Source organism: Rhodococcus sp. LB1 (assembly GCF_001583455.1).
Taxonomy (GTDB): Bacteria; Actinomycetota; Actinomycetes; order Mycobacteriales; family Mycobacteriaceae; genus Rhodococcus_F; species Rhodococcus_F opacus.
Genome location: NZ_LTCZ01000396.1, coordinates 33,765 through 51,211, shown reverse-complemented (window position 1 = coordinate 51,211; position 17,447 = coordinate 33,765). Strand labels below are relative to the sequence as shown.

Below are 17,447 nucleotides of genomic sequence, written 5' to 3'. Positions count from 1 at the left end.
GAGGCCAATGGTGAACGAGTTGTGTACACGTCGTGTCAGCAGAACGTGACCGCGACGTAAAAACCTGGGTCGTAGCGCGCTTCGGGTGCTATGGGACCGGGCGGCGGGCGGGCACGGGACATGCGTCGACGGCTTCGGCGACCACCTGCGGTTCGAGGGACGGCGCGGGCCTCCAGCCCTGCTCCCACTGCTGGCCCACGATGACCTCCTCCGCGGCGAGGCTGGCGTTCTCCTCCGGGGTGAAGGCACGTGCACGACTGAGAAAGCGCATGCCTTCGGGACTTTCCAGGCTGAAACCCGATCCGCGACCGGGCACCACGTCGAGCACCAGCTGAGTGTGCTTCCACGCTTCGAACTGCGAACCGGAGATCCACACGGGCACGGCATCGGCACCCTCGGCCCGGGTGGACGGAGTCTCCCCGACACCGAGACGCAGGTCGAGGACGCCGAGCAGCACGTCGCGGTCGCCGACGATGAATTCACCGTCGGGGTAACACATCGGCGCGGAGCCGTCGCAGCACCCGCCGGACTGATGCATCATCAGCGCCCCGTGGGTACCGCCGAGGCGGCGGAGAAGCTCCACCGCCCCGACGGTTGCCTTCAGGCGCTGAGGCGCCCGGGCTGCGTCCATCAGAAGAAGCCCTGAGCCTTCTGGGCGTAGCTGACCAGCAGGTTCTTCGTCTGTTGGTAGTGCTCGAGCATCATCAGGTGGTTCTCGCGGCCGATGCCGGACTGCTTGTAGCCACCGAACGCGGCGTGCGCGGGGTACTGGTGGTACGTGTTGGTCCACACGCGGCCGGCCTGGATGTCACGTCCGGCCCGGTAGGCGACGCCACCGTCCCGCGACCACACGCCGGCGCCGAGGCCGTACAGCGTGTCGTTGGCGATCTCGATGGCCTGGTCGTAGTCCTTGAACGACGTGACGGAGACGACCGGACCGAAGATCTCCTCCTGGAAGATCCGCATCTTGTTCTGACCGGTGAAGATCGTCGGCTGCACGTAGTAGCCGCCGGACAGATCGCCGCCGAGTTCGGCGCGCTCACCGCCGGTGACGACCTTGGCGCCTTCGCCCTTGCCGATCTCGATGTACGACAGGATCTTTTCGAGCTGATCGTTCGAGGCCTGCGCGCCGATCATCGTGTCGGTGTCGAGCGGGTCGCCCTGGCGGACGGCCTTGGTGCGGATGGCCGCCATCGCGAGGAACTCGTCGAAGATGTCCTCCTGGATCAGCGAACGCGACGGGCAGGTGCACACCTCGCCCTGGTTGAGGGCGAACATCGTGAAGCCCTCGAGCGCCTTGTCCTGGTAGTCGTCATTGGAGGACAGAACGTCGGAGAAGAAGATGTTGGGGCTCTTGCCACCGAGTTCGAGGGTGACCGGGATCAGGTTCTGCGACGCGTACTGCATGATGAGCCGACCCGTGGTGGTCTCACCGGTGAACGCGATCTTCCGGATCCGCGGGCTCGAGGCGAGCGGCTTGCCCGCCTCCACACCGAAGCCGTTGACGATGTTCACCACACCGGCGGGCAGCAGGTCGCCGATGACGGAGATCAGATGCAGGATCGACGCCGGGGTCTGCTCGGCCGGCTTGAGAACGACCGCGTTGCCCGCGGCGAGTGCGGGAGCGAGCTTCCACACGGCCATGAGGATCGGGAAGTTCCAGGGGATGATCTGGCCGACGACGCCGAGCGGCTCGTGGAAGTGGTAGGCGACGGTGTCGGAGTCGATCTCCGACAGTGCACCTTCCTGCGCCCGGATCGCGCCGGCGAAGTAGCGGAAGTGGTCGATGGCCAACGGAATGTCGGCGTTCAGGGTCTCGCGGATCGGCTTGCCGTTGTCCCAGGACTCGGCGAGCGCGATGGACTCGAGGTTCTCCTCGATGCGGTCCGCGATCTTGTTCAGGATGATGGCGCGCTCGGCCACCGACGTCTTACCCCAGGCCGGAGCCGCAGCGTGTGCGGCGTCGAGCGCAAGTTCGATGTCCTCCGACGTCGAACGCGCGACCTCACAGAACGGCTGCCCGGTGACGGGTGTCGGATTCTCGAAGTACTGGCCCTTGACGGGCGCAACCCACTGGCCGCCGATCCAGTTGTCGTAACGCGATTGGAAGGACATGACGGCGTCCGGCGAACCCGGGCGGGCATACACGGTCATCGATAACTCCCTGGTGTCGTGAAACTCGGGTGGAACTGGGTGTGACTCACAACACTAGGGACCGTACCGTTGCAACTACGTTGCGTACTGCTGATCGAACAGATCGATCCTGGACTTGACCTGGGAATACAGGGGCGAACGAGGGTCGAGACCTGCCAGATACGCCTCCCATGCGGCGACGTCCTCGCGGCCGTGGACGGACGTGGTCCATTTGGCGAGCAACCGTTGATCACCCTCGCGCAGCAGCGCCGCCTGGACGCGTGCCCGCAACTCGTCGCGAAGATCCTCGACCCCGGGCGCCTCAGACCCGGGAAGGACCGGGCCCGAGTAGACGTCGAGGGCGGCGGCGAGCTCGCCGCGATCCAGGGCTCCGCGGACCTGCCGGACGTCCGACGTCAATTCGGCGAGCAGCCGATAGGGCCGTGAACCGAGGTTTGTGGGACCGAAAACCTTACGCAAGCGCGACATCTCGGCACGAATCGTGACGGCGTCGAGTTCGTTCTCGTCGAGCAGCACCGCGAGGCGGTCGGAACTCAGGCCTTCGGGGTGCTCCGCCAGGAGCAGGAGAATCTCCGCGTGCCGCTGCGACAGCGGGATGCGTTCGGGCCCACGAACCAGAGTCGGCCGTCCCGATCCCAGGACCTCCAACCGCAGTACCGTCTCGACGAGCGGGTGCGGTGAACGCAGCTGGTGCAGTCGCAACTCCGCCTCGGCGGCCGCGACGGTCGCCCTGATCAGCGAGAGCACCTCGGGCACCGCCACCCGCGGACCACCGGTGATGTCGATCGCCCCGACGATCAGCCCGGTCGCGGGGTCGTGGACGGGCGCCGCCGAACAACTCCAGTCGTGCACCGAGCGGCTGAAATGCTCGGCACCGAAGATCTGTACGCAATGGTCGAGCGCCAGCGCGGTACCCGGGGCGTTGGTGCCGACGGTGTCCTCACTCCAGTCGGCACCCTCGACGAAGTTCATCTCCAGTGCGCGGTCCTTGGCGGACGAATCGCCCTCGACCCACAGCAGCTGACCCTTCTCGTCCGTGATGGCCACGAGCAGTCCGGTGTCGGCGGCGTCCTCGACGAGAAGCTTGCGGACCACCGGGCGGATGATCGACATCGGGTGCGACGCCCGGTACGTGGCGAGATCCGCGGCCGCCAGATCGACCGCGCGGGCCGACCCGTCCGGGTTCACTCCCTTGCTGGTGCTGCGCATCCACGAGTCGAGGATGACGGAACGGACGGAATTTCCCTCACCGTCCGGGGCACGACCGGAGGGTGCGTGACGCTCGACGAACAACTGATGCGCCGACGACACCCTGCGTGCCAGCATCGCGACGTCGTCTCCCGGGCGCACGGCGACCCACGGATTGCCCCCTGTGGGCGGTTGACTTTGCATCGAACTCCTCCACGGCGTCTCTGCCTACTGTAACCCGCATCACACGGGCCCGTGTCGCCCCCTCGGTCACTCCCCCAGGAAGGTACTGACGCGCTCGGCGACCATCACCGCCGTGGCGTGCGGCCCACGGCTCGGGACCACCGGGAACACCGAGGTGTCGGCGATGGTCAGCCCTTCCATTCCGCGGACGTTGCACCACTCGTCCACCACCGCCCCCTCGTCGTCGCGTCCGCCCATCCGGCAACTGCCGCACAGGTGCAGCGACGTCCCCAGATGCGCGAGCACCGCGCGATCGGACACCTCCTCGGACAGCGGCACGACCAGCGGACCGAGCTCCGGCGATCGGAGCAGTTCCAGTCCGATGGCCTGCCCCTCGCGCAGCGCCCGGCGGTCGGCGGCCGATTGCGCGTAGCGGTATTCGATTCGGGGACGGTCCCGGCGGTGCCGCGACGTGAGCCGGATGTCGCCCCGGCTGTCCGTCACCATGAGCCCGATCCCGAGGACCGGGTCGGGCTGCCCGGATCCGGGGACGAGCACGTCGAACGGCGCCGTGTACGGACGGATCTCGAGGTCGCCGACATTCAGCACCGTTTCGACCACCGGACTCGTGTCACTGCGGCGGAGCGTGTCCCGAATACGGTACGGCAGAGCCACTTCGGGGTGATCACTGAAATCGCTACCGACACCGGGCGCGTCGAGTACGACGGGAATGTCGTTGTTCGTCAGGTGTTCTGCCGGTCCTATTCCCGAAAGCATCAGCAGCACCGGGGTTTCGACGGGACCTGCCGCCAGCACGACCCGGCCGGTGCGGACCGTGTGCCGCACGCCGTCCGACTCCACCTCCACCCCGACGGTCTCGTTACCGGAGAACAGGATTCGGACGACGTCGGAATTCGCTTCGACCGTCAGATTGGGCCGTTCCCACGCCGGCAGCAGGTACGCCACTGCCGTGCTGACTCGGCGGCCGCCGTCGACATTCAGGGGCACCGGACCGATCCCGCCGACGCCTGCGCCGTTCTTGTCCGGTTCCTCGGGATGTCCTGCGCCGAGCGCCGCGGCGCGGAATGCCGCGCTGATCTCGCTCAGCCGTTCCGCGGGCTGCCTGCGAACGGGCATCAGCCCGGTCGTGCCGTGCCGGGAGTCGTCGAAGTCGGCGTCACGCTCGAGTGCCCGGAAGGCCGGCAGCACGTTCTCGTACGACCACGACGCGGGCCAGTGCCGGAAATCCGCTTCCGTCCCACGGACGAAGTAGGCGCCGTTGACGGCGCCCGAACCGCCGAGGACGTGCCCGCGCACCATGGCCGAGGGAACGCTCGGCGCCAACTCCACGCCGTACGTCTCGGCGAACGCGCTGCCCGGACCGACCGGCAGCGTCCGGTAGTCGAGCACGGGACAGTCGGACACCGACCGGTAACCGGGTCCGGACTCGAGGAGGAGAACCGATCGTCCGGGATTCTCGCTGAGCCGAGCGGCCACCACACATCCGCTCGAACCGCCACCCACGACCACGACGTCGGCGGCGCGAATCGGATCGGCCACTACGACTTCAACCGGGGCTTCAATGCGTCGAGGTCGCGGGCGGTGATCGCGCCCTTCCAGAGCCCGGCGCCGTACGCGACGTCGTCGATCCGCTTGAACACCGTGTGCCGCACGGGTCCCAGCCCTCCGGGCTCCCGGTGGGTCACCCAGTCGGCGACGCCCTCGGCGACGGCGATCGCGAGCGCGATGCGGCGAATCCGTTTCGAGAGCAGCACCGCCAGCAGTGTGATCGGCCAGTAGTGGCGACACATCGCGGACGCCAACTGCCAGGCACCGCCGGCGAAGCCCTGGGCCGCGAGTATCGCGGCGATGCGGGTCGGCTGGTCGAGGCCGGTGAACATGCGGCGCAGGCGCAGCAACATCATCGCGAGTGTGGCGACGGCGCCGAGCAGGCCCAGCCGGGTGCAGGTGGCGGCGGCGAGGCACGCGAAGAACGTCCACGGCGACATCGACAGCGGTGGAACCATGCCCGAATGCCTCGCCGCCAGCGGCGCCGCACCGGTGCCGTAGAACAGCTTGCGGTCGAACCACTTTCCGAACGTCACACGGTGATCGTGCGCGACGTGGGCCACCGGCTCGTACCGCAGTCGCCAGCCCGACTCCTGGAGTCGCCAGCACAGGTCGACGTCCTCCGCCACGTGCATTGACTCGTCGAAGCCGCCGAACTCGTCGAGCACCTCGCGACGGGCGATCATCGCAGCGCTCGGGACGTACGACACCGGGCCGCCGGATTGGACCGCGGACTCCTTGCGTCCGAGGTCGAGGGAGGAGCGGGCGTGCTCGTACCGCGCGAGTGTGCTCGCCTCGGGTTCGAGCGCCACGATCCTCGGGGCGACGAGTGCGACGGCGGGATCGCTGAAGTGGCCGAGCATGACCTCGATCCAGCCGGTGCGCGGCAGGACATCTGAGTCGAGGAACGCCACGAACGGAGTTGCGGCGTAACGCAGACCGGTGTTCCGCGCCGCGGCAGGCCCCTTGGCCGTCTCGTGGCGCAGGACGGTGACGCGGCCACCGCACCCGTTCTGCAGCACGGGGGCGACGATCGGGACGTCGGAGCCGTCGTCGACGATGACCACCTCGAGTCCGCGGAGCGAGGCCAGCACCCGATGCAGCCCGGACGCGTTGTTCTTCACCGGAATGACAACGGTGACATCCCGGGGGGACGGAGTACTCATGGGACGCGGGTTGGCGACCCCCGAATCGAGGAGGCGGCGTGCGACGACCGCGGACTGCGGATCGACGACCTCGAGGTAGCCGTCTCCGATCATGGCCGCCGCGGTGGGCGCCAGCTTCAGCATCCGAGTCGGCGAACCGCCGATGAGCACTCGACCTCCGGAATATGCGCGTACCTTGGGGTCGATTCGGATCCCGAATCCATCGGGAAGTCGAGCTTGGCGCATCAGTCGATCGTATGCGGATCGGAGAGCGCTGGCAGGGCATGCCGGAAATTAGTCGCGTCGGCATGCCGGAAATCCGCCCTCGGCAACTCGAGGACGCCCGTGCGGGTCATCGGAGCCTCCCATCGGCGCCCGGTTCCCACCGGAGCCTTCCATCGGGGCCCGGTTCCCACCGGGCCAGTGCCTTGGTGACTGTGTGGACGAGTACGCCGAAGATCTGCGCCCCCTCCGCGGCCGTAGCGCCCGTCGGGTCACCGAGCACGCCGTTGGCCGACACGGCGACCATACCGCCTTCGCGCAGTCTTGGCATCAACCTCGCAACAGGTTCCGTATTACCGGCTTCAGCCCTGGACAACCTCACCCGACCGGGTGAAAGGTGTAGCAACAAGGACGTTTCCGTACGCCCGGCATGAGCGTCCGCCCCGGGTACTGCACACGGCACCCAGGCCACATCGCGAGCCTCGTACCGTAGCAAGGCGACAGCCTTGACGAGCGCGGGCCCGTTTCCACCGTGTCCGTTGACGAACAGCACGCGGTCGGCCCACCGGCACGCGGACCTGCCGTACTCGACCAGGACGGTCTCGAGCGCCTCCGCGCCGAGCGAGACGGTCCCGGGAAACCCCTCGTGCTCGCCGCTGGCGCCGTAGGCGATCGGGGGTGCCACCAGTACGTGCGGCAGCGCGCGGGACACGGCATCGGCGATGGCGGTGTCGGTGTCGAGCGGCAGATGCGGACCGTGCTGCTCGAGGGAGCCGACCGGGACGACGACCGTCGACACACGGGACACGAGTTCGGGCCACACCGCGTCGTCGAGGTGTCCGGAATGGGGCATCCTCCGATGCTAGGCGACGCGGAACCGGCTGCTGCTCGCACTACAGCGCGAGCGCCACCCGCTCCCCCTCGATGACGGCGGAATGCGCGCGGCGCGGAGCCAGGGAATCGCCGATGCGATGGACCTCGATACCGCTGTCGGCCAGCTCTTTCCAGAGACCGTCCTCCGGCCGCTGATGCGCCGAGGACACCACCCAGTCGACGGTGAGCTGCCGCGGCTCACCCGTCGGGTGGTGCAGGAGCGTGACCGCGAGCCGCCCGCCGTCGACGACGTCGCACCCGGTCGGCACCACGTCCGTCACCTGCGTGATGCCCTTGCCGTGCGCCCGCCGGTTCCATCCCTCGAGGTCCAGCGTGATGCCCAGGTCCTGGCCGACGATCATCCCTGGTGTGCAGATCGTGACGGCACACCCGGCGTCGGCGACGAACTCTGCGACGGACGTGCCCTGATGGAATCCCAGTTCGTCGACCACCAGCACCGTCCCGGACGGACGCGCGCGACCTTCCAGCACGTCCCGCACGTCCACCACCCGGCCCGACGCACCCGCCCAACGCGGACGTCGCGGACGTGCGCCGGTCGCGAGCACCACCACGTCGGGTCGTCCCTGCACCACCGTCTCAGCGGTCGCGTCGGTGCCGGTCCGCACGTCCACACCGCGCCGAACGCATTCCGATTCCAGATCGACGACGAGCTCGAGGAACTCGCGGCGACCCGGGACGGCGGCGGCCGTCCGGACCTGGCCGCCGAGAACAGTCGCGCGTTCGAACAGCGTGACGTCGTGACCACGCTGCGCCGCGGTCGCCGCGGCCTTCAACCCGGCCGGTCCCCCGCCGACCACGAAGACCCGCCTGCCGCGAACGGTCGGTTCGGGCAGCGGGACCGCTTCCCTGCCCGCGCGCGGGTTGACGACGCACCCGAGCCACCGGCCCAGCCCCATGCGTCCGATGCATTCCTGATTGCACGCCAGGCACGTTCGGAGGTTTCCCTCTTCGCCGGCCAGGGCCTTCGCCGCAAAGTCCGGGTCCGCGATCTGGCCGCGCACTATCCCGATCAGGTCGCAGTGCCCCTCGTGCAGAGCCTGGTCGGCCTGGTGCGGATCCGAGAATCGACCGACACCGACCACGGGAAGACCGACCCGTTGCCGGATGGCGTTCGGGACGAACAACGCATACCCGCGAGGGACGGCCATGGACGCCTCGATCATATGGAGCGTCTCGGTGGCCATCCCGATGGACGTGTTGATGTAGTCGACCCGGCCGTCCGCCTCCATCAGAGCGGCCACCTCCACCGCCTCGTCGAGGCGGACTCCACCGTCGAACAGATCCTCCCCCGCGAGCCTCACCCCGAGTGCGCGGTCCGGACCGATCGCGGCACGCACTGCCTCGACGACCTCGAGGAGGAACCGGGCACGGTTCTCCAGCGACCCTCCATAACGGTCCGTGCGCTGGTTCGTGGCGGGGGCGAGGAAACTGCGCACCAGCGACGAGTGGGAGCACTGCAGTTCGATCCCGTCGAATCCGCCTCGGACACAGTGCTCGGCCACGCGCGCGTACCCGTCGACGAGGGTCCGGATCTCCCGCTGATCGACCGCCTTGGGAACCTCACGGAACAGTGAATCGGGGACAGCGCTCGGCGCCCACAGCGGCCGCCGCGAGTACATGCTCGATCCCTGGCCGCCGTTGTGGTTGACCTGAGCCAGGATCGGGACACCGTGCTCGTGGACCGCGTCGGTGATCCGCCGGTACCCCGGGACGACCTCCGGCCGGTAGCCGGCGATCACCTTCTCGTACGGCCAGTCCCCCGGATGGGTGGCGTGCTCCTCGGAGATGATCAGGCCCGCACCGCCCTTCGCGCGCGCCGCATAGTAGGCGGCGTGCTGCGCGGTGGGCAGGCCGTCGACGGCGTACCCCGTGAGGTGCGCGGAGAAGACCACCCGATTGCGCAGGGTCAGCGGCCCCAGGCGCAATCGGGTGAACAGGTGGCGGTACGCGGAGGTGCTCACACCTTGGTGTTGCCCATGTCGACGGCGACCTGACTGCCCGTGACCCTCCGCGAACCGTCACCGGCCAGCCACAGCACCGCGTCGGTGATGTCGTCGGTGTCGGCCATCGGGTGGTCGGTGAGGATGGTGCCGAAGCTCGACAGATAGTGCGGGTGCTTCTCGAGTATCACGAGGCTGCCCGGATCGGTGCCCATCGGAGTCTTCACCCCGTACGGATGAACGGAGTTGACTCGGATGTCGTATTCGCCCAGTTCCTTCGCCGCGGTCTGGGTGAGTCCGACGAGCCCGAACTTGGAGGCGGCGTAATTCGCCTGCCCGGGAAGTGGCTTGATACCCGCAACGGAGCTGATCACGATGATCGAACCCCCGCGACCTCCCTCGATCAGCGCCGGGACCGCAGCCTTCAGCGTCTTCCACGCGCCGGTGAGGTTCACGTCGATCAGCGTCTCCCACTGCTCGTCGGGCATCTCCCAGAAGCGGTTCCAATTGCAGATCCCGGCGTTTGCGATCACGATGTCGAGTCGGCCGAACTGTTCGACTCCCCGGTCGACGACAGCCTTCAGTTGCGCACTGTCCCGCACGTCCGCCTGCTCGGCGAGGATCTTGCCGCCCTCGGATTCCACGAGCCGCACCGTCTCGGCCAGGTCGTCCGGCGTCGCCGGCTCGTAACTGTTGTACTCCGACACCGGCCCGCAGATGTCCACGGCGATGATCGCCGCACCTTCCCGCGCCAGCCGCACCGCGTGCGTCCGCCCCTGCCCACGGGCAGCCCCGGTGATGAACGCGACCTTGTCGTCGAACTGTCCCATGAAATGTCCTATCTCTCGTTGACGAGGGTGAACGGATGGTGGTCGAACTCGTTCTGTCCGTGTGCGGTCCAGGTCAGCGCCTCGGCGCGACCCTCACGGACAGCCTCGAGCAGTGTGCGGGGAGCCACGCAGTCGCCGACCCGCACCGCATCCGTGTGCGACGAGCCGAGGGTGTCCTCGGGGAGGCGATGCGAGCAGTCGATCAGCAGGGCGCACGGCACCACCGACTCTTCGGCGGTGTACCGGTTGCGTAAGCGCACACCTTCGTCGCCGATCGACACGATGCGGCTGTCGAGGTGGCGCGTCACCCCGGCTCGTTGCAGACGGGTGTTGGCGTCGGCGAGATCCCCGGTCATGCCGAGTCGCGAGCCGGCCACGGAATCCTGGGTCACGATGCTCACGGCCCGCCCCCGCGCCGCGAGCCATTCGGCGATTGCCACGCCGACCGGTCCGCCGACCGGGTCGAAGACGACGTGGGGCCCTTCCGCCGGCGCGCCGCCGTCCAGCAGGTCCGCGGCGCCGACACACCGGACGCTCCCCTCGACCGGGAACGGCAACGGGCGCGGCCTGCTGCCGGTCGCGAGGATCACCCTCGCGCCCTCGCGTTCCGCGGCGTCGAGTTCGGCGTCCGAGACAGCGGTACCGAGACGGAATTCGACTCCGAGCCTCCGGCATTCGTCCTCGAGCCAGTCGGCCAGCGCCGTGAGGTGCGGCGCACCCGGGGCGGCCCGCACCATCCCGCCGAACCGAGCCGACGCGTCCGCCAGCGTGACCCGGTGACCGCGCAGGGCAAGCACTCGCGCCGCCTCGAGACCTGCCGGACCGCCGCCGACCACGAGCACCGCGCCGGTGGCCACATCAGCGGTGTCCTCGGCGGCATCGACCGTCTCGTATCCGGCCGTCGGATTACCGACGCAGGTGACGACCGGATTGCGGGGGTCGAGCACCTGGCACGTCTGATTGCACAGGACGCACGGCCGCGGCACCGCACCGCGCCGGATCTTGACGACGAGGTCGGGGTCGGCGATCTGGGCACGCGTCATCTCGACGACGTCGGCGACACCCTCGTCGAGCGCCCGCCGGGCATCGGCAGGATCGACGACGCTGCCCTGAAGAACGACCGGGACCATGCCCGCGACGGCCGCGCGGATGTCCCGGCAGAGTTCGGTGTTGAACGCGGGTGGCTGGTGGAAGTCGGGGCGGTAGGCGTTCGGCGTCATCGGCCCGCCCCGGACCACCACGAGCAGGTCGAGTGCCTCGGCAAGTTCCCGTGCGTGTCCCGCGGCGATCGACGGCGTGATCCCCGCCCAGGACGTCGCCTCGTCGCAGCTCAGGCGCAGGGACAGGACCCGGCCGGGGCCCAACTCGTCGCGGACGGCGGCGAGGACCTCCCGGGTGAGGCGCAGCGGGTCGGCGCCGTACCCGTCTTCGCGCATGTTGGTGAGGTTCGAATGGAACTGTCGCAGCAGCCCTCTCGGTCCGGCGTCGAGCTCGACACCGTCCACGTCCGCGGACACGGCCGCGGCCGCCGCCGCACGGAAGCCCTCGACGAGAACGTCGATCTCCGCCTGCTCCATCTGCATCGGCATCTCACGGGAGATCACGTCGGCAATTCCTGACGGTCCCCACAGCACCGCCTGCGAATACGCACTCGACCCCTGCAGTCCGGTATGCCCCAGCCCGGCCAGCACCAGCGTGCCGTGCGGACGGCACGCCGCGACGACGTCCCGCCAGCCGCCGACGCAGTCGGACACCAGCGGCGCCCGCTCGTACGGCCAGTCGGAGGCATGGACCGACGCAACCTCGGTGACGACGATCCCCGCGCCACCACGCGCCCGACGTTCGTAGTACGCGACGTGCCGCGGTGAAAGCGTTCTTCCCACACCGAGATTGGTGGGGTGCGGACCCAGAAGCACCCTGGACCGGGCGTGGCGTCCGGCCAGGGTGATCGGGTCTGTCAGTCGCGCAGACATCTACGCCGTTCGTCGGTCAGGATTCGGCGCCGAGCACACGGGCGAATCCGGGCGGGATCACGACGTCGGACGGCGTGAGGTCGTGGATGGACGAATGACCCAGCCCGAGCAGCGCCGAGTCGATACCGCCGCGGAGGACGTCGAGGACGTTCTCGACGCCGGCCTGACCGTTCGCCGAGAGGCCCCACAGGTACGCGCGGCCGATCATGACCGCCTTCGCGCCGAGCGCGACGGCCTTCACGACGTCGCTGCCACGGCGGATACCGCCGTCGAGAAGCACCTCGACCTGGTCGCCGACGGCCTCCGCGATGGCGGGCAGCGCCCGAATCGGCGCCGGGGTGCCGTCGAGGTTGTTGCCGCCGTGATTCGACACGGAGATCGCGGTGACCCCGGCGTCGACGGCGCGCTTCGCGTCGTCGACACGCATGACACCTTTGAGCATGAACGGTCCGCCCCACTGCTCGCGCAGCCACGCGATGTCGTCCCACGTCGGCAACGGCGTCTGCATCCACTCGCCGTAGGCACCGAAGAACGTGGGCGGTTCCTGACCGGGCTGCGCCAGGTTCGGGGTGGTCAGATCCGGGATCTTGCGGGTCTTCGCGAACTCGTACAACCACTTCGGACGGCTGATGCCCTCGGGGGCGAACTGGAGCATCGCCTTGAGGTCCATCTTCTCGGGGATGGCCGGGCTGCCCCAGTCGCGTCCGTACGAGAACGACCAGTCGGTGGTGATGATCAGTCCGGTCGCCCCGGCGGCACGGGCGCGTTCCATCCGCTGGATCAACACGTCCCGGGTACCGACCCAGTACATCTGGAAGAACGTCTGAGGATTGGCCGCCGTGACCTCCTCGATCGACTTGCTCGCGAACGAGCTCAGACCGATCGCCGTTCCGCGTGCCGCCGCCGCACGGGCGACCGCGACCTCACCGTCGGGATGCACCGCCTGCACACCGGTCGGGGAGATCACGACGGGCAGCGAAATCGGCTGTCCCATCACGGTCGTGGACAGCTCACGCTTGTCGGACAGACCGACGACGTGGGGGGCGAACCCCAGCTCGGCGAACGCCGCGATGTTGTCGTCGACAGTCACGCCCCGCTCGGAACCGGCGATCAGCGCCGCGTACACCGACTTCGGCAGGCGCTTCTTCGCGCGACGCTGAGCCTCCGCCACCGTCTCGAAGAACGGATTCTTACCCATGGCAATACCTCTCGTACCTGGCAGACGACTTACGTCTGGTCCATGCCCGCAAGCGGGTTCTCGTCACAAATCTTGGCCGGCGGACGCACCATCAGCGTCAACGGAACCGGCGCCCGCGGAGTCCGGCGCTGGCCGGTGCGGGAGTGGTCGACACTGGATTTCGGGATCTCCCCCGCGGCAGCCAACGCCAGTTCGCCGTTGCCGATCACACATTCGGGGTCCGGGCCGTCCATCGGCAGCCCGGTGAAGAACTTCGCGGCCATGCATCCACCGCGGCAGGAGTCGTAGTGGTTGCACTTGCTGCACGCGCCGCCGGTCTGCGGGGACCGCAGCTCCTGGAACAGCTCCGACGTCTGCCACACCTGCTGGAAACCGCCGTCCGCCACGATGTTTCCCGCGAGGAACTGCTCGTGGATCGCGAACGGGCAGGCGTAGACGTCGCCGATCGGGTCGATCAGGCACACCACCCGTCCGGCGCCGCACAGGTTCAGACCGGGCAACGCATCGCCGTAGGCGGATAGGTGGAAGAAGGAGTCGCCGGTGAGTACGCCCTCGCCGTTGGCGACCAGCCAGTTGTACAGCTCGCGCTGCTGCGCCTGCGTGGGGTGCAGTTCGTCCCACACGTCCGCGCCGCGCCCCGACGGTCGCAGCCGGGTGATGCGGAGGGTGGCGCCGTACTTGTCGGCCAGGGCTTTGAAATCGTCGAGCTGAGACACGTTGTGCCGGGTGACCACCACCGAGATCTTGGCGTCCTTGAAACCCGCCTCGGACAGATTCTCGAGTGCCCGCACCGCCATCGCGAACGAACCCGGACCACGAACGGCGTCGTTGACCTCGGCCGTCGCGCCGTCGAGGGAGATCTGCACGTCGACGTAGTCGCTGGCCGCGAGCCGGGCGGCGACCTTCTTGTCGATCTTCACCCCGTTCGTGGAGAACTTCACCCCCACCTGGTGAGCGGTCGCGTAGTCGACCAGCTCCCAGAAGTCCGAGCGAACCGTCGGCTCACCGCCGCCGATGTTCACGTAGAAGACCTGCATACGCTGCAGTTCGTCGATGATCGACTTGCACTGCTCGGTGCTCAACTCCCGCGGGTCACGCCGGCCGGAGGAGGACAGACAGTGCACACACGACAGGTTGCACGCGTAGGTCAACTCCCAGGTGAGGCAGATCGGGGCGTCGAGACCGAGTTCGAACTGGTCGACGAGGCGGCCGACCGGAGCGGAAGGCCTTTCGAGCATGGAGGTCATGGGCTGTGTCCTCTGGTACGGGTGGAGAGAGCTGGTCAGGCGGGGACGATCATGTGCGACTCGGCCAACGTGCCGAGCGCGCGCGCATACTGCGCGGCAGTGTCGTCCCCGATACCCTGCGCCCGCAATGCGGACCGGGCGTCGGCGTGTGAGGGAAGCGCTTCGACCACCGCGACGATCGTGCGGTTCTTCAGGAACGACAGCTTGCGCGTCCCGAAGTGGTAGAGCAGCGCCCCGAAAGGTTCGGGACGCAGCGCCACCTGCGGATGAAGCTTCCAGCCCACATCGAGATCGATACCGGCGTTGCCGGCCACTGAAGCAGAAGCTGGAGCGGACATGATCAGTACACGCCGCACATGCCGTCGATCGAGACCTCTTCCACCAGGGATTCCTCGACCAAGTCGTTTTCCAGCACGTTGTTGTCGCGATCCGACATGATTTCCTCCTACTGTTCGGTGATACGGCGCGAGCCGGAGGGATGTTCCCCGTCATACGAGACCGTCCCTGTGACTCGCCTCACCACTGTAATGGCATCGAGTGCAGAATGACAGATCAGGAGGGGACGAAAATTGAGAAGTCGTCGAAAACCATCCAGTCGGATAGGGCGACGCCCGTCCACGACGCAGGATCGGATCAGTACCGTCGGGATCGAACTGTTCACGGAACAGGGGTTCGACGCCACCAGCGTCGACGAAGTCGCCGAAGCGTCCGGCATCGCCCGGCGCACCCTCTTCCGCTACTTCCCGTCCAAGAACGCGATCCCATGGGGAGACTTCGACGCTCACCTCGCCGAAATGCGCGCCCAACTCGCAGCGCAACCCGACGACATCCCGATCGTCGACGGACTCACCGCAGCACTCCTCCAGTTCAACGCGTTCCCCGCGAGCGAGGAAATCAACCACCGCAAGCGCATGGGGCTGATCCTGCGAGTCCCGGCCCTGCAGGCGTATTCGGTGGTCATGTACGAAGGGTGGCGCAACGTCATCGCCGAGTACGTCGCGAGCCGGCTCGGAACCTCACCGACCGACCATGTTCCGCGGACAGTCGGTTATCTTCTACTCGGCGTTGCGATGTCGGCGTACGAGCAGTGGCTCGACGACGATTCGCTCGAACTCAACGAACTACTCGCCAGCGGAATGCAATCGCTCTACGATGGGCTGAGTTCCCTCGGCGAGCCCGACTCCCGAACCTGACCCACTCCCGCCATCACCTCTCGGCAAGGTTGCCTCGAATGACTTCCACTCTCGACACACCCGCTTTCGACTCTCTCGCACCGTGCGAATCCGGGCTGTGGTCACACGGTCACGTCACGGTCGAGCGGGTCGCGGCCGGGCCGCTCACACTTACCCGTGACGGCGACCAGCTGCGGGTGGCGCACGCCCTGACACCCGAAGATCTGAGCGAACGACTCGTCGCCTCGGTTACCGCGTCCATCGAGGACGCCGACTTCGGTCAGGACGAATTCGAATCGACCATGGTCGGACTGGTCCGCTCCACCGTCGACGGTGCGCTCGAAGCGTGGACCGTCTACTACCGCAACTCCCTGAACGAACTGCTGGACGGCACCGCCGACTTCGCACCGATCCACGAGAAGGCGGAACAACTGGTCCGTGGCTCCGTCCTCGACCTCGGGTCTTGCTTCGGATTCCTTCCGCTCCGACTCGCCCGCGCCGGTCGGTCCGTCACGGCAACCGACATCCTGCCCGGCACCATGACCCTCCTCGACGCCGTGGCACCGGAACTCGGACTCGATCTGCGCACCCTCGTGTGCGACGCCGCGCACGTACCGGTTCCCGACAACAGCGCCGACACCGTCACCGCCATCCACCTCCTCGAACACGTGGACGAAAACATCGGGGCTGCAGTGATATCCGAGGCCCTCCGCGTTGCCCGCGACCGGGTTGTCGTCGCCGTCCCCTACGAGGACGAGGCAACGGCCTGCCACGGACACATCCGCACCTTCGACACCCCGTCGCTCACGAAGCTCGGTGAATCGACGGGACGCCCGTTCGAGGTGTTCGAACACCACGGCGGCTGGCTCGTCATCGACGGCTTACCACCTCACGACGCCCGCAGGTGCGCCGGAACCGGGAGCGGCGGGGCCGCCGACCGGTAGTGGTGCCCGGTCGGGGTGCGGACGTCGATGAGGTGGGTGCGGCCGGGGTTGTGCACGGGTCGGGCCGTCCAGCCCGGTGCTTCTTTCGCGTAATTGCAGGCCTCACAGAGCCCGGACCCGTTTTCCGCCGTCGTGGCACCGGATTCTCGGCGTGAACGTATGTGGTCGTGATGCCGGATCGGGGCATCACACCAGGGCGTTCGGCACGTCCGGTCGCGGAGGTCGATCAGCTGTCGCAGACTCTTCGGGAACGTGCGGGACTGCGATTCCATCGCGGTCAGCGCCCCCGACTGCGGGCAGGAATACACCCGCCGCAGCGACGTCTCGGTGTCATTGTCGACGGCGTCGGCCACCAGCTGCCGGGCGATCCCCGCCGGCACCGGTCCGAACCCCTGCAACTGCGCGGCCTCGTGCCCGCCGGCCAGCAGGGTCTCGTCCGAGAGCACCAGATTCACCGCCACCGGGACACCCGACGCCACCGATGCNNCGCCCCAGCGTGGCCCGCAGGCACACGGCCTGCTCGACCGGCATCAACACACTCAGATACGCCATCGAATCCGGCGCCGGCCGTGTCGTCACCCGCCGCTCGGACACCGCCTTGCGATGCCGGGCCACGACCGCTGCGGCGTCGAGTTCGACCGCCAACGCCTTCGCCCGTGCGATCAGACCCCGGTCCCCGACCCCGTCGAGAGTGGCCGGGTCCGAACACAACCGGCGATCCACGCTGCCCCGATCCGCCGCCGACAGGCAGGCTGTTTCGCGCACCAACAGGGTGGCTCGCCATTCGT

The 17,447-nt window shown here is 68.0% G+C and carries 15 protein-coding genes and 1 pseudogene; 2 read left to right on the top strand and 14 right to left on the bottom strand.

Annotation, left to right across the window (positions count from 1 at the left end; genetic code table 11):
- Positions 1 to 88: 88 nt before the first annotated feature.
- The 13 genes from AZG88_RS38010 to mftA form a co-directional block, all read right to left on the bottom strand.
- The gene (locus AZG88_RS38010) at positions 89 to 631 is read right to left on the bottom strand and encodes a DUF779 domain-containing protein (RefSeq protein WP_061041809.1); all 543 of its coding nucleotides are present in this window, start codon (positions 629 to 631) and stop codon (positions 89 to 91) included.
- Positions 631 to 2,154, bottom strand: a complete 1,524-nt coding sequence (gene adh / locus AZG88_RS38005) for an aldehyde dehydrogenase (RefSeq protein WP_005239499.1) — start codon at positions 2,152 to 2,154, stop codon at positions 631 to 633. Before adh ends, AZG88_RS38010 begins: the two co-directional genes overlap by 1 nt.
- Positions 2,155 to 2,229: 75 nt before the next feature.
- Positions 2,230 to 3,546 carry a helix-turn-helix domain-containing protein gene (locus tag AZG88_RS38000; RefSeq protein ID WP_061700626.1) on the bottom strand — a complete coding sequence of 439 codons (1,317 nt, stop codon included), beginning with the start codon at positions 3,544 to 3,546 and terminating at the stop codon, positions 2,230 to 2,232.
- Positions 3,547 to 3,612: 66 nt separating this feature from the next.
- On the bottom strand, positions 3,613 to 5,085 hold the full coding sequence (gene mftG, locus AZG88_RS37995; protein WP_005239495.1) for a mycofactocin dehydrogenase MftG: 1,473 nt from the start codon (positions 5,083 to 5,085) through the stop codon (positions 3,613 to 3,615).
- Positions 5,085 to 6,485, bottom strand: coding sequence for a mycofactocin biosynthesis glycosyltransferase MftF (gene mftF / locus AZG88_RS37990; RefSeq protein ID WP_025432222.1), 1,401 nt, complete (start codon positions 6,483 to 6,485; stop codon positions 5,085 to 5,087). Before mftF ends, mftG begins: the two co-directional genes overlap by 1 nt.
- 106 nt (positions 6,486 to 6,591) lie before the next feature.
- On the bottom strand, positions 6,592 to 7,314 hold the full coding sequence (gene mftE, locus AZG88_RS37985) for a mycofactocin biosynthesis peptidyl-dipeptidase MftE (RefSeq protein WP_025432221.1): 723 nt from the start codon (positions 7,312 to 7,314) through the stop codon (positions 6,592 to 6,594).
- A 40-nt stretch (positions 7,315 to 7,354) separates the two neighbouring features.
- On the bottom strand, positions 7,355 to 9,316 hold the full coding sequence (locus tag AZG88_RS37980) for a mycofactocin system FadH/OYE family oxidoreductase 2 (protein ID WP_005239484.1): 1,962 nt from the start codon (positions 9,314 to 9,316) through the stop codon (positions 7,355 to 7,357).
- Complete coding sequence (locus tag AZG88_RS37975; protein ID WP_061700625.1) at positions 9,313 to 10,125, bottom strand: mycofactocin-coupled SDR family oxidoreductase; 813 nt, start codon at positions 10,123 to 10,125, stop codon at positions 9,313 to 9,315. The genes AZG88_RS37980 and AZG88_RS37975 overlap by 4 nt, the downstream gene beginning before the upstream one ends.
- An 8-nt stretch (positions 10,126 to 10,133) precedes the next feature.
- Positions 10,134 to 12,098: a mycofactocin system FadH/OYE family oxidoreductase 1 gene (locus tag AZG88_RS37970; RefSeq protein ID WP_061700624.1), complete on the bottom strand. Its 1,965-nt coding sequence runs from the start codon at positions 12,096 to 12,098 to the stop codon at positions 10,134 to 10,136.
- 16 nt (positions 12,099 to 12,114) lie between these two features.
- A complete protein-coding gene (gene mftD, locus AZG88_RS37965; protein ID WP_061041805.1) occupies positions 12,115 to 13,296 on the bottom strand; it encodes a pre-mycofactocin synthase MftD in 1,182 nt (393 codons plus the stop codon).
- Positions 13,297 to 13,325: 29 nt separating this feature from the next.
- Positions 13,326 to 14,543: a mycofactocin radical SAM maturase gene (gene mftC, locus AZG88_RS37960; RefSeq protein ID WP_007295767.1), complete on the bottom strand. Its 1,218-nt coding sequence runs from the start codon at positions 14,541 to 14,543 to the stop codon at positions 13,326 to 13,328.
- Positions 14,544 to 14,578: 35 nt separating this feature from the next.
- Positions 14,579 to 14,881, bottom strand: coding sequence for a mycofactocin biosynthesis chaperone MftB (gene mftB / locus AZG88_RS37955; RefSeq protein ID WP_080578158.1), 303 nt, complete (start codon positions 14,879 to 14,881; stop codon positions 14,579 to 14,581).
- A 2-nt stretch (positions 14,882 to 14,883) separates the two neighbouring features.
- Positions 14,884 to 14,979, bottom strand: coding sequence for a mycofactocin precursor MftA (gene mftA, locus AZG88_RS49310; protein WP_005573048.1), 96 nt, complete (start codon positions 14,977 to 14,979; stop codon positions 14,884 to 14,886).
- Between the two features lie 133 nt (positions 14,980 to 15,112).
- Between mftA and mftR the strand changes: the two genes are divergently transcribed.
- Positions 15,113 to 15,736 carry a mycofactocin system transcriptional regulator gene (gene mftR / locus AZG88_RS37950; RefSeq protein WP_005253797.1) on the top strand — a complete coding sequence of 208 codons (624 nt, stop codon included), beginning with the start codon at positions 15,113 to 15,115 and terminating at the stop codon, positions 15,734 to 15,736.
- A gap of 38 nt (positions 15,737 to 15,774) precedes the next feature.
- Positions 15,775 to 16,659 (top strand): mycofactocin oligosaccharide methyltransferase MftM, encoded by an 885-nt coding sequence (gene mftM, locus AZG88_RS37945; protein WP_061700623.1) that lies wholly within the window; start codon positions 15,775 to 15,777, stop codon positions 16,657 to 16,659.
- Here mftM and AZG88_RS37940 read toward each other — a convergent pair.
- Positions 16,605 to 17,447, bottom strand: a pseudogene (locus AZG88_RS37940) (HNH endonuclease); the annotation flags it as partial. The gene mftM and the pseudogene AZG88_RS37940 sit on opposite strands and share 55 nt — an antisense overlap.

Excerpts from the sequence above, each read along its gene's own strand:
- AZG88_RS38010 (WP_061041809.1), bottom strand. The coding sequence starts at position 631 with ATGGACGCAGCCCGGGCGCCTCAGCGCCTGAAGGCAACCGTCGGGGCG.
- adh (WP_005239499.1), bottom strand. The coding sequence starts at position 2,154 with ATGACCGTGTATGCCCGCCCGGGTTCGCCGGACGCCGTCATGTCCTTC.
- AZG88_RS38000 (WP_061700626.1), bottom strand. The coding sequence starts at position 3,546 with ATGCAAAGTCAACCGCCCACAGGGGGCAATCCGTGGGTCGCCGTGCGC.
- mftF (WP_025432222.1), bottom strand. The coding sequence starts at position 6,485 with ATGCGCCAAGCTCGACTTCCCGATGGATTCGGGATCCGAATCGACCCC.
- mftE (WP_025432221.1), bottom strand. The coding sequence starts at position 7,314 with ATGCCCCATTCCGGACACCTCGACGACGCGGTGTGGCCCGAACTCGTG.
- AZG88_RS37975 (WP_061700625.1), bottom strand. The coding sequence starts at position 10,125 with ATGGGACAGTTCGACGACAAGGTCGCGTTCATCACCGGGGCTGCCCGT.
- AZG88_RS37970 (WP_061700624.1), bottom strand. The coding sequence starts at position 12,098 with ATGTCTGCGCGACTGACAGACCCGATCACCCTGGCCGGACGCCACGCC.
- mftD (WP_061041805.1), bottom strand. The coding sequence starts at position 13,296 with ATGGGTAAGAATCCGTTCTTCGAGACGGTGGCGGAGGCTCAGCGTCGC.
- mftC (WP_007295767.1), bottom strand. The coding sequence starts at position 14,543 with ATGACCTCCATGCTCGAAAGGCCTTCCGCTCCGGTCGGCCGCCTCGTC.
- mftB (WP_080578158.1), bottom strand. The coding sequence starts at position 14,881 with ATGTCCGCTCCAGCTTCTGCTTCAGTGGCCGGCAACGCCGGTATCGAT.
- mftA (WP_005573048.1), bottom strand. The coding sequence starts at position 14,979 with ATGTCGGATCGCGACAACAACGTGCTGGAAAACGACTTGGTCGAGGAA.
- mftM (WP_061700623.1), top strand. The coding sequence starts at position 15,775 with ATGACTTCCACTCTCGACACACCCGCTTTCGACTCTCTCGCACCGTGC.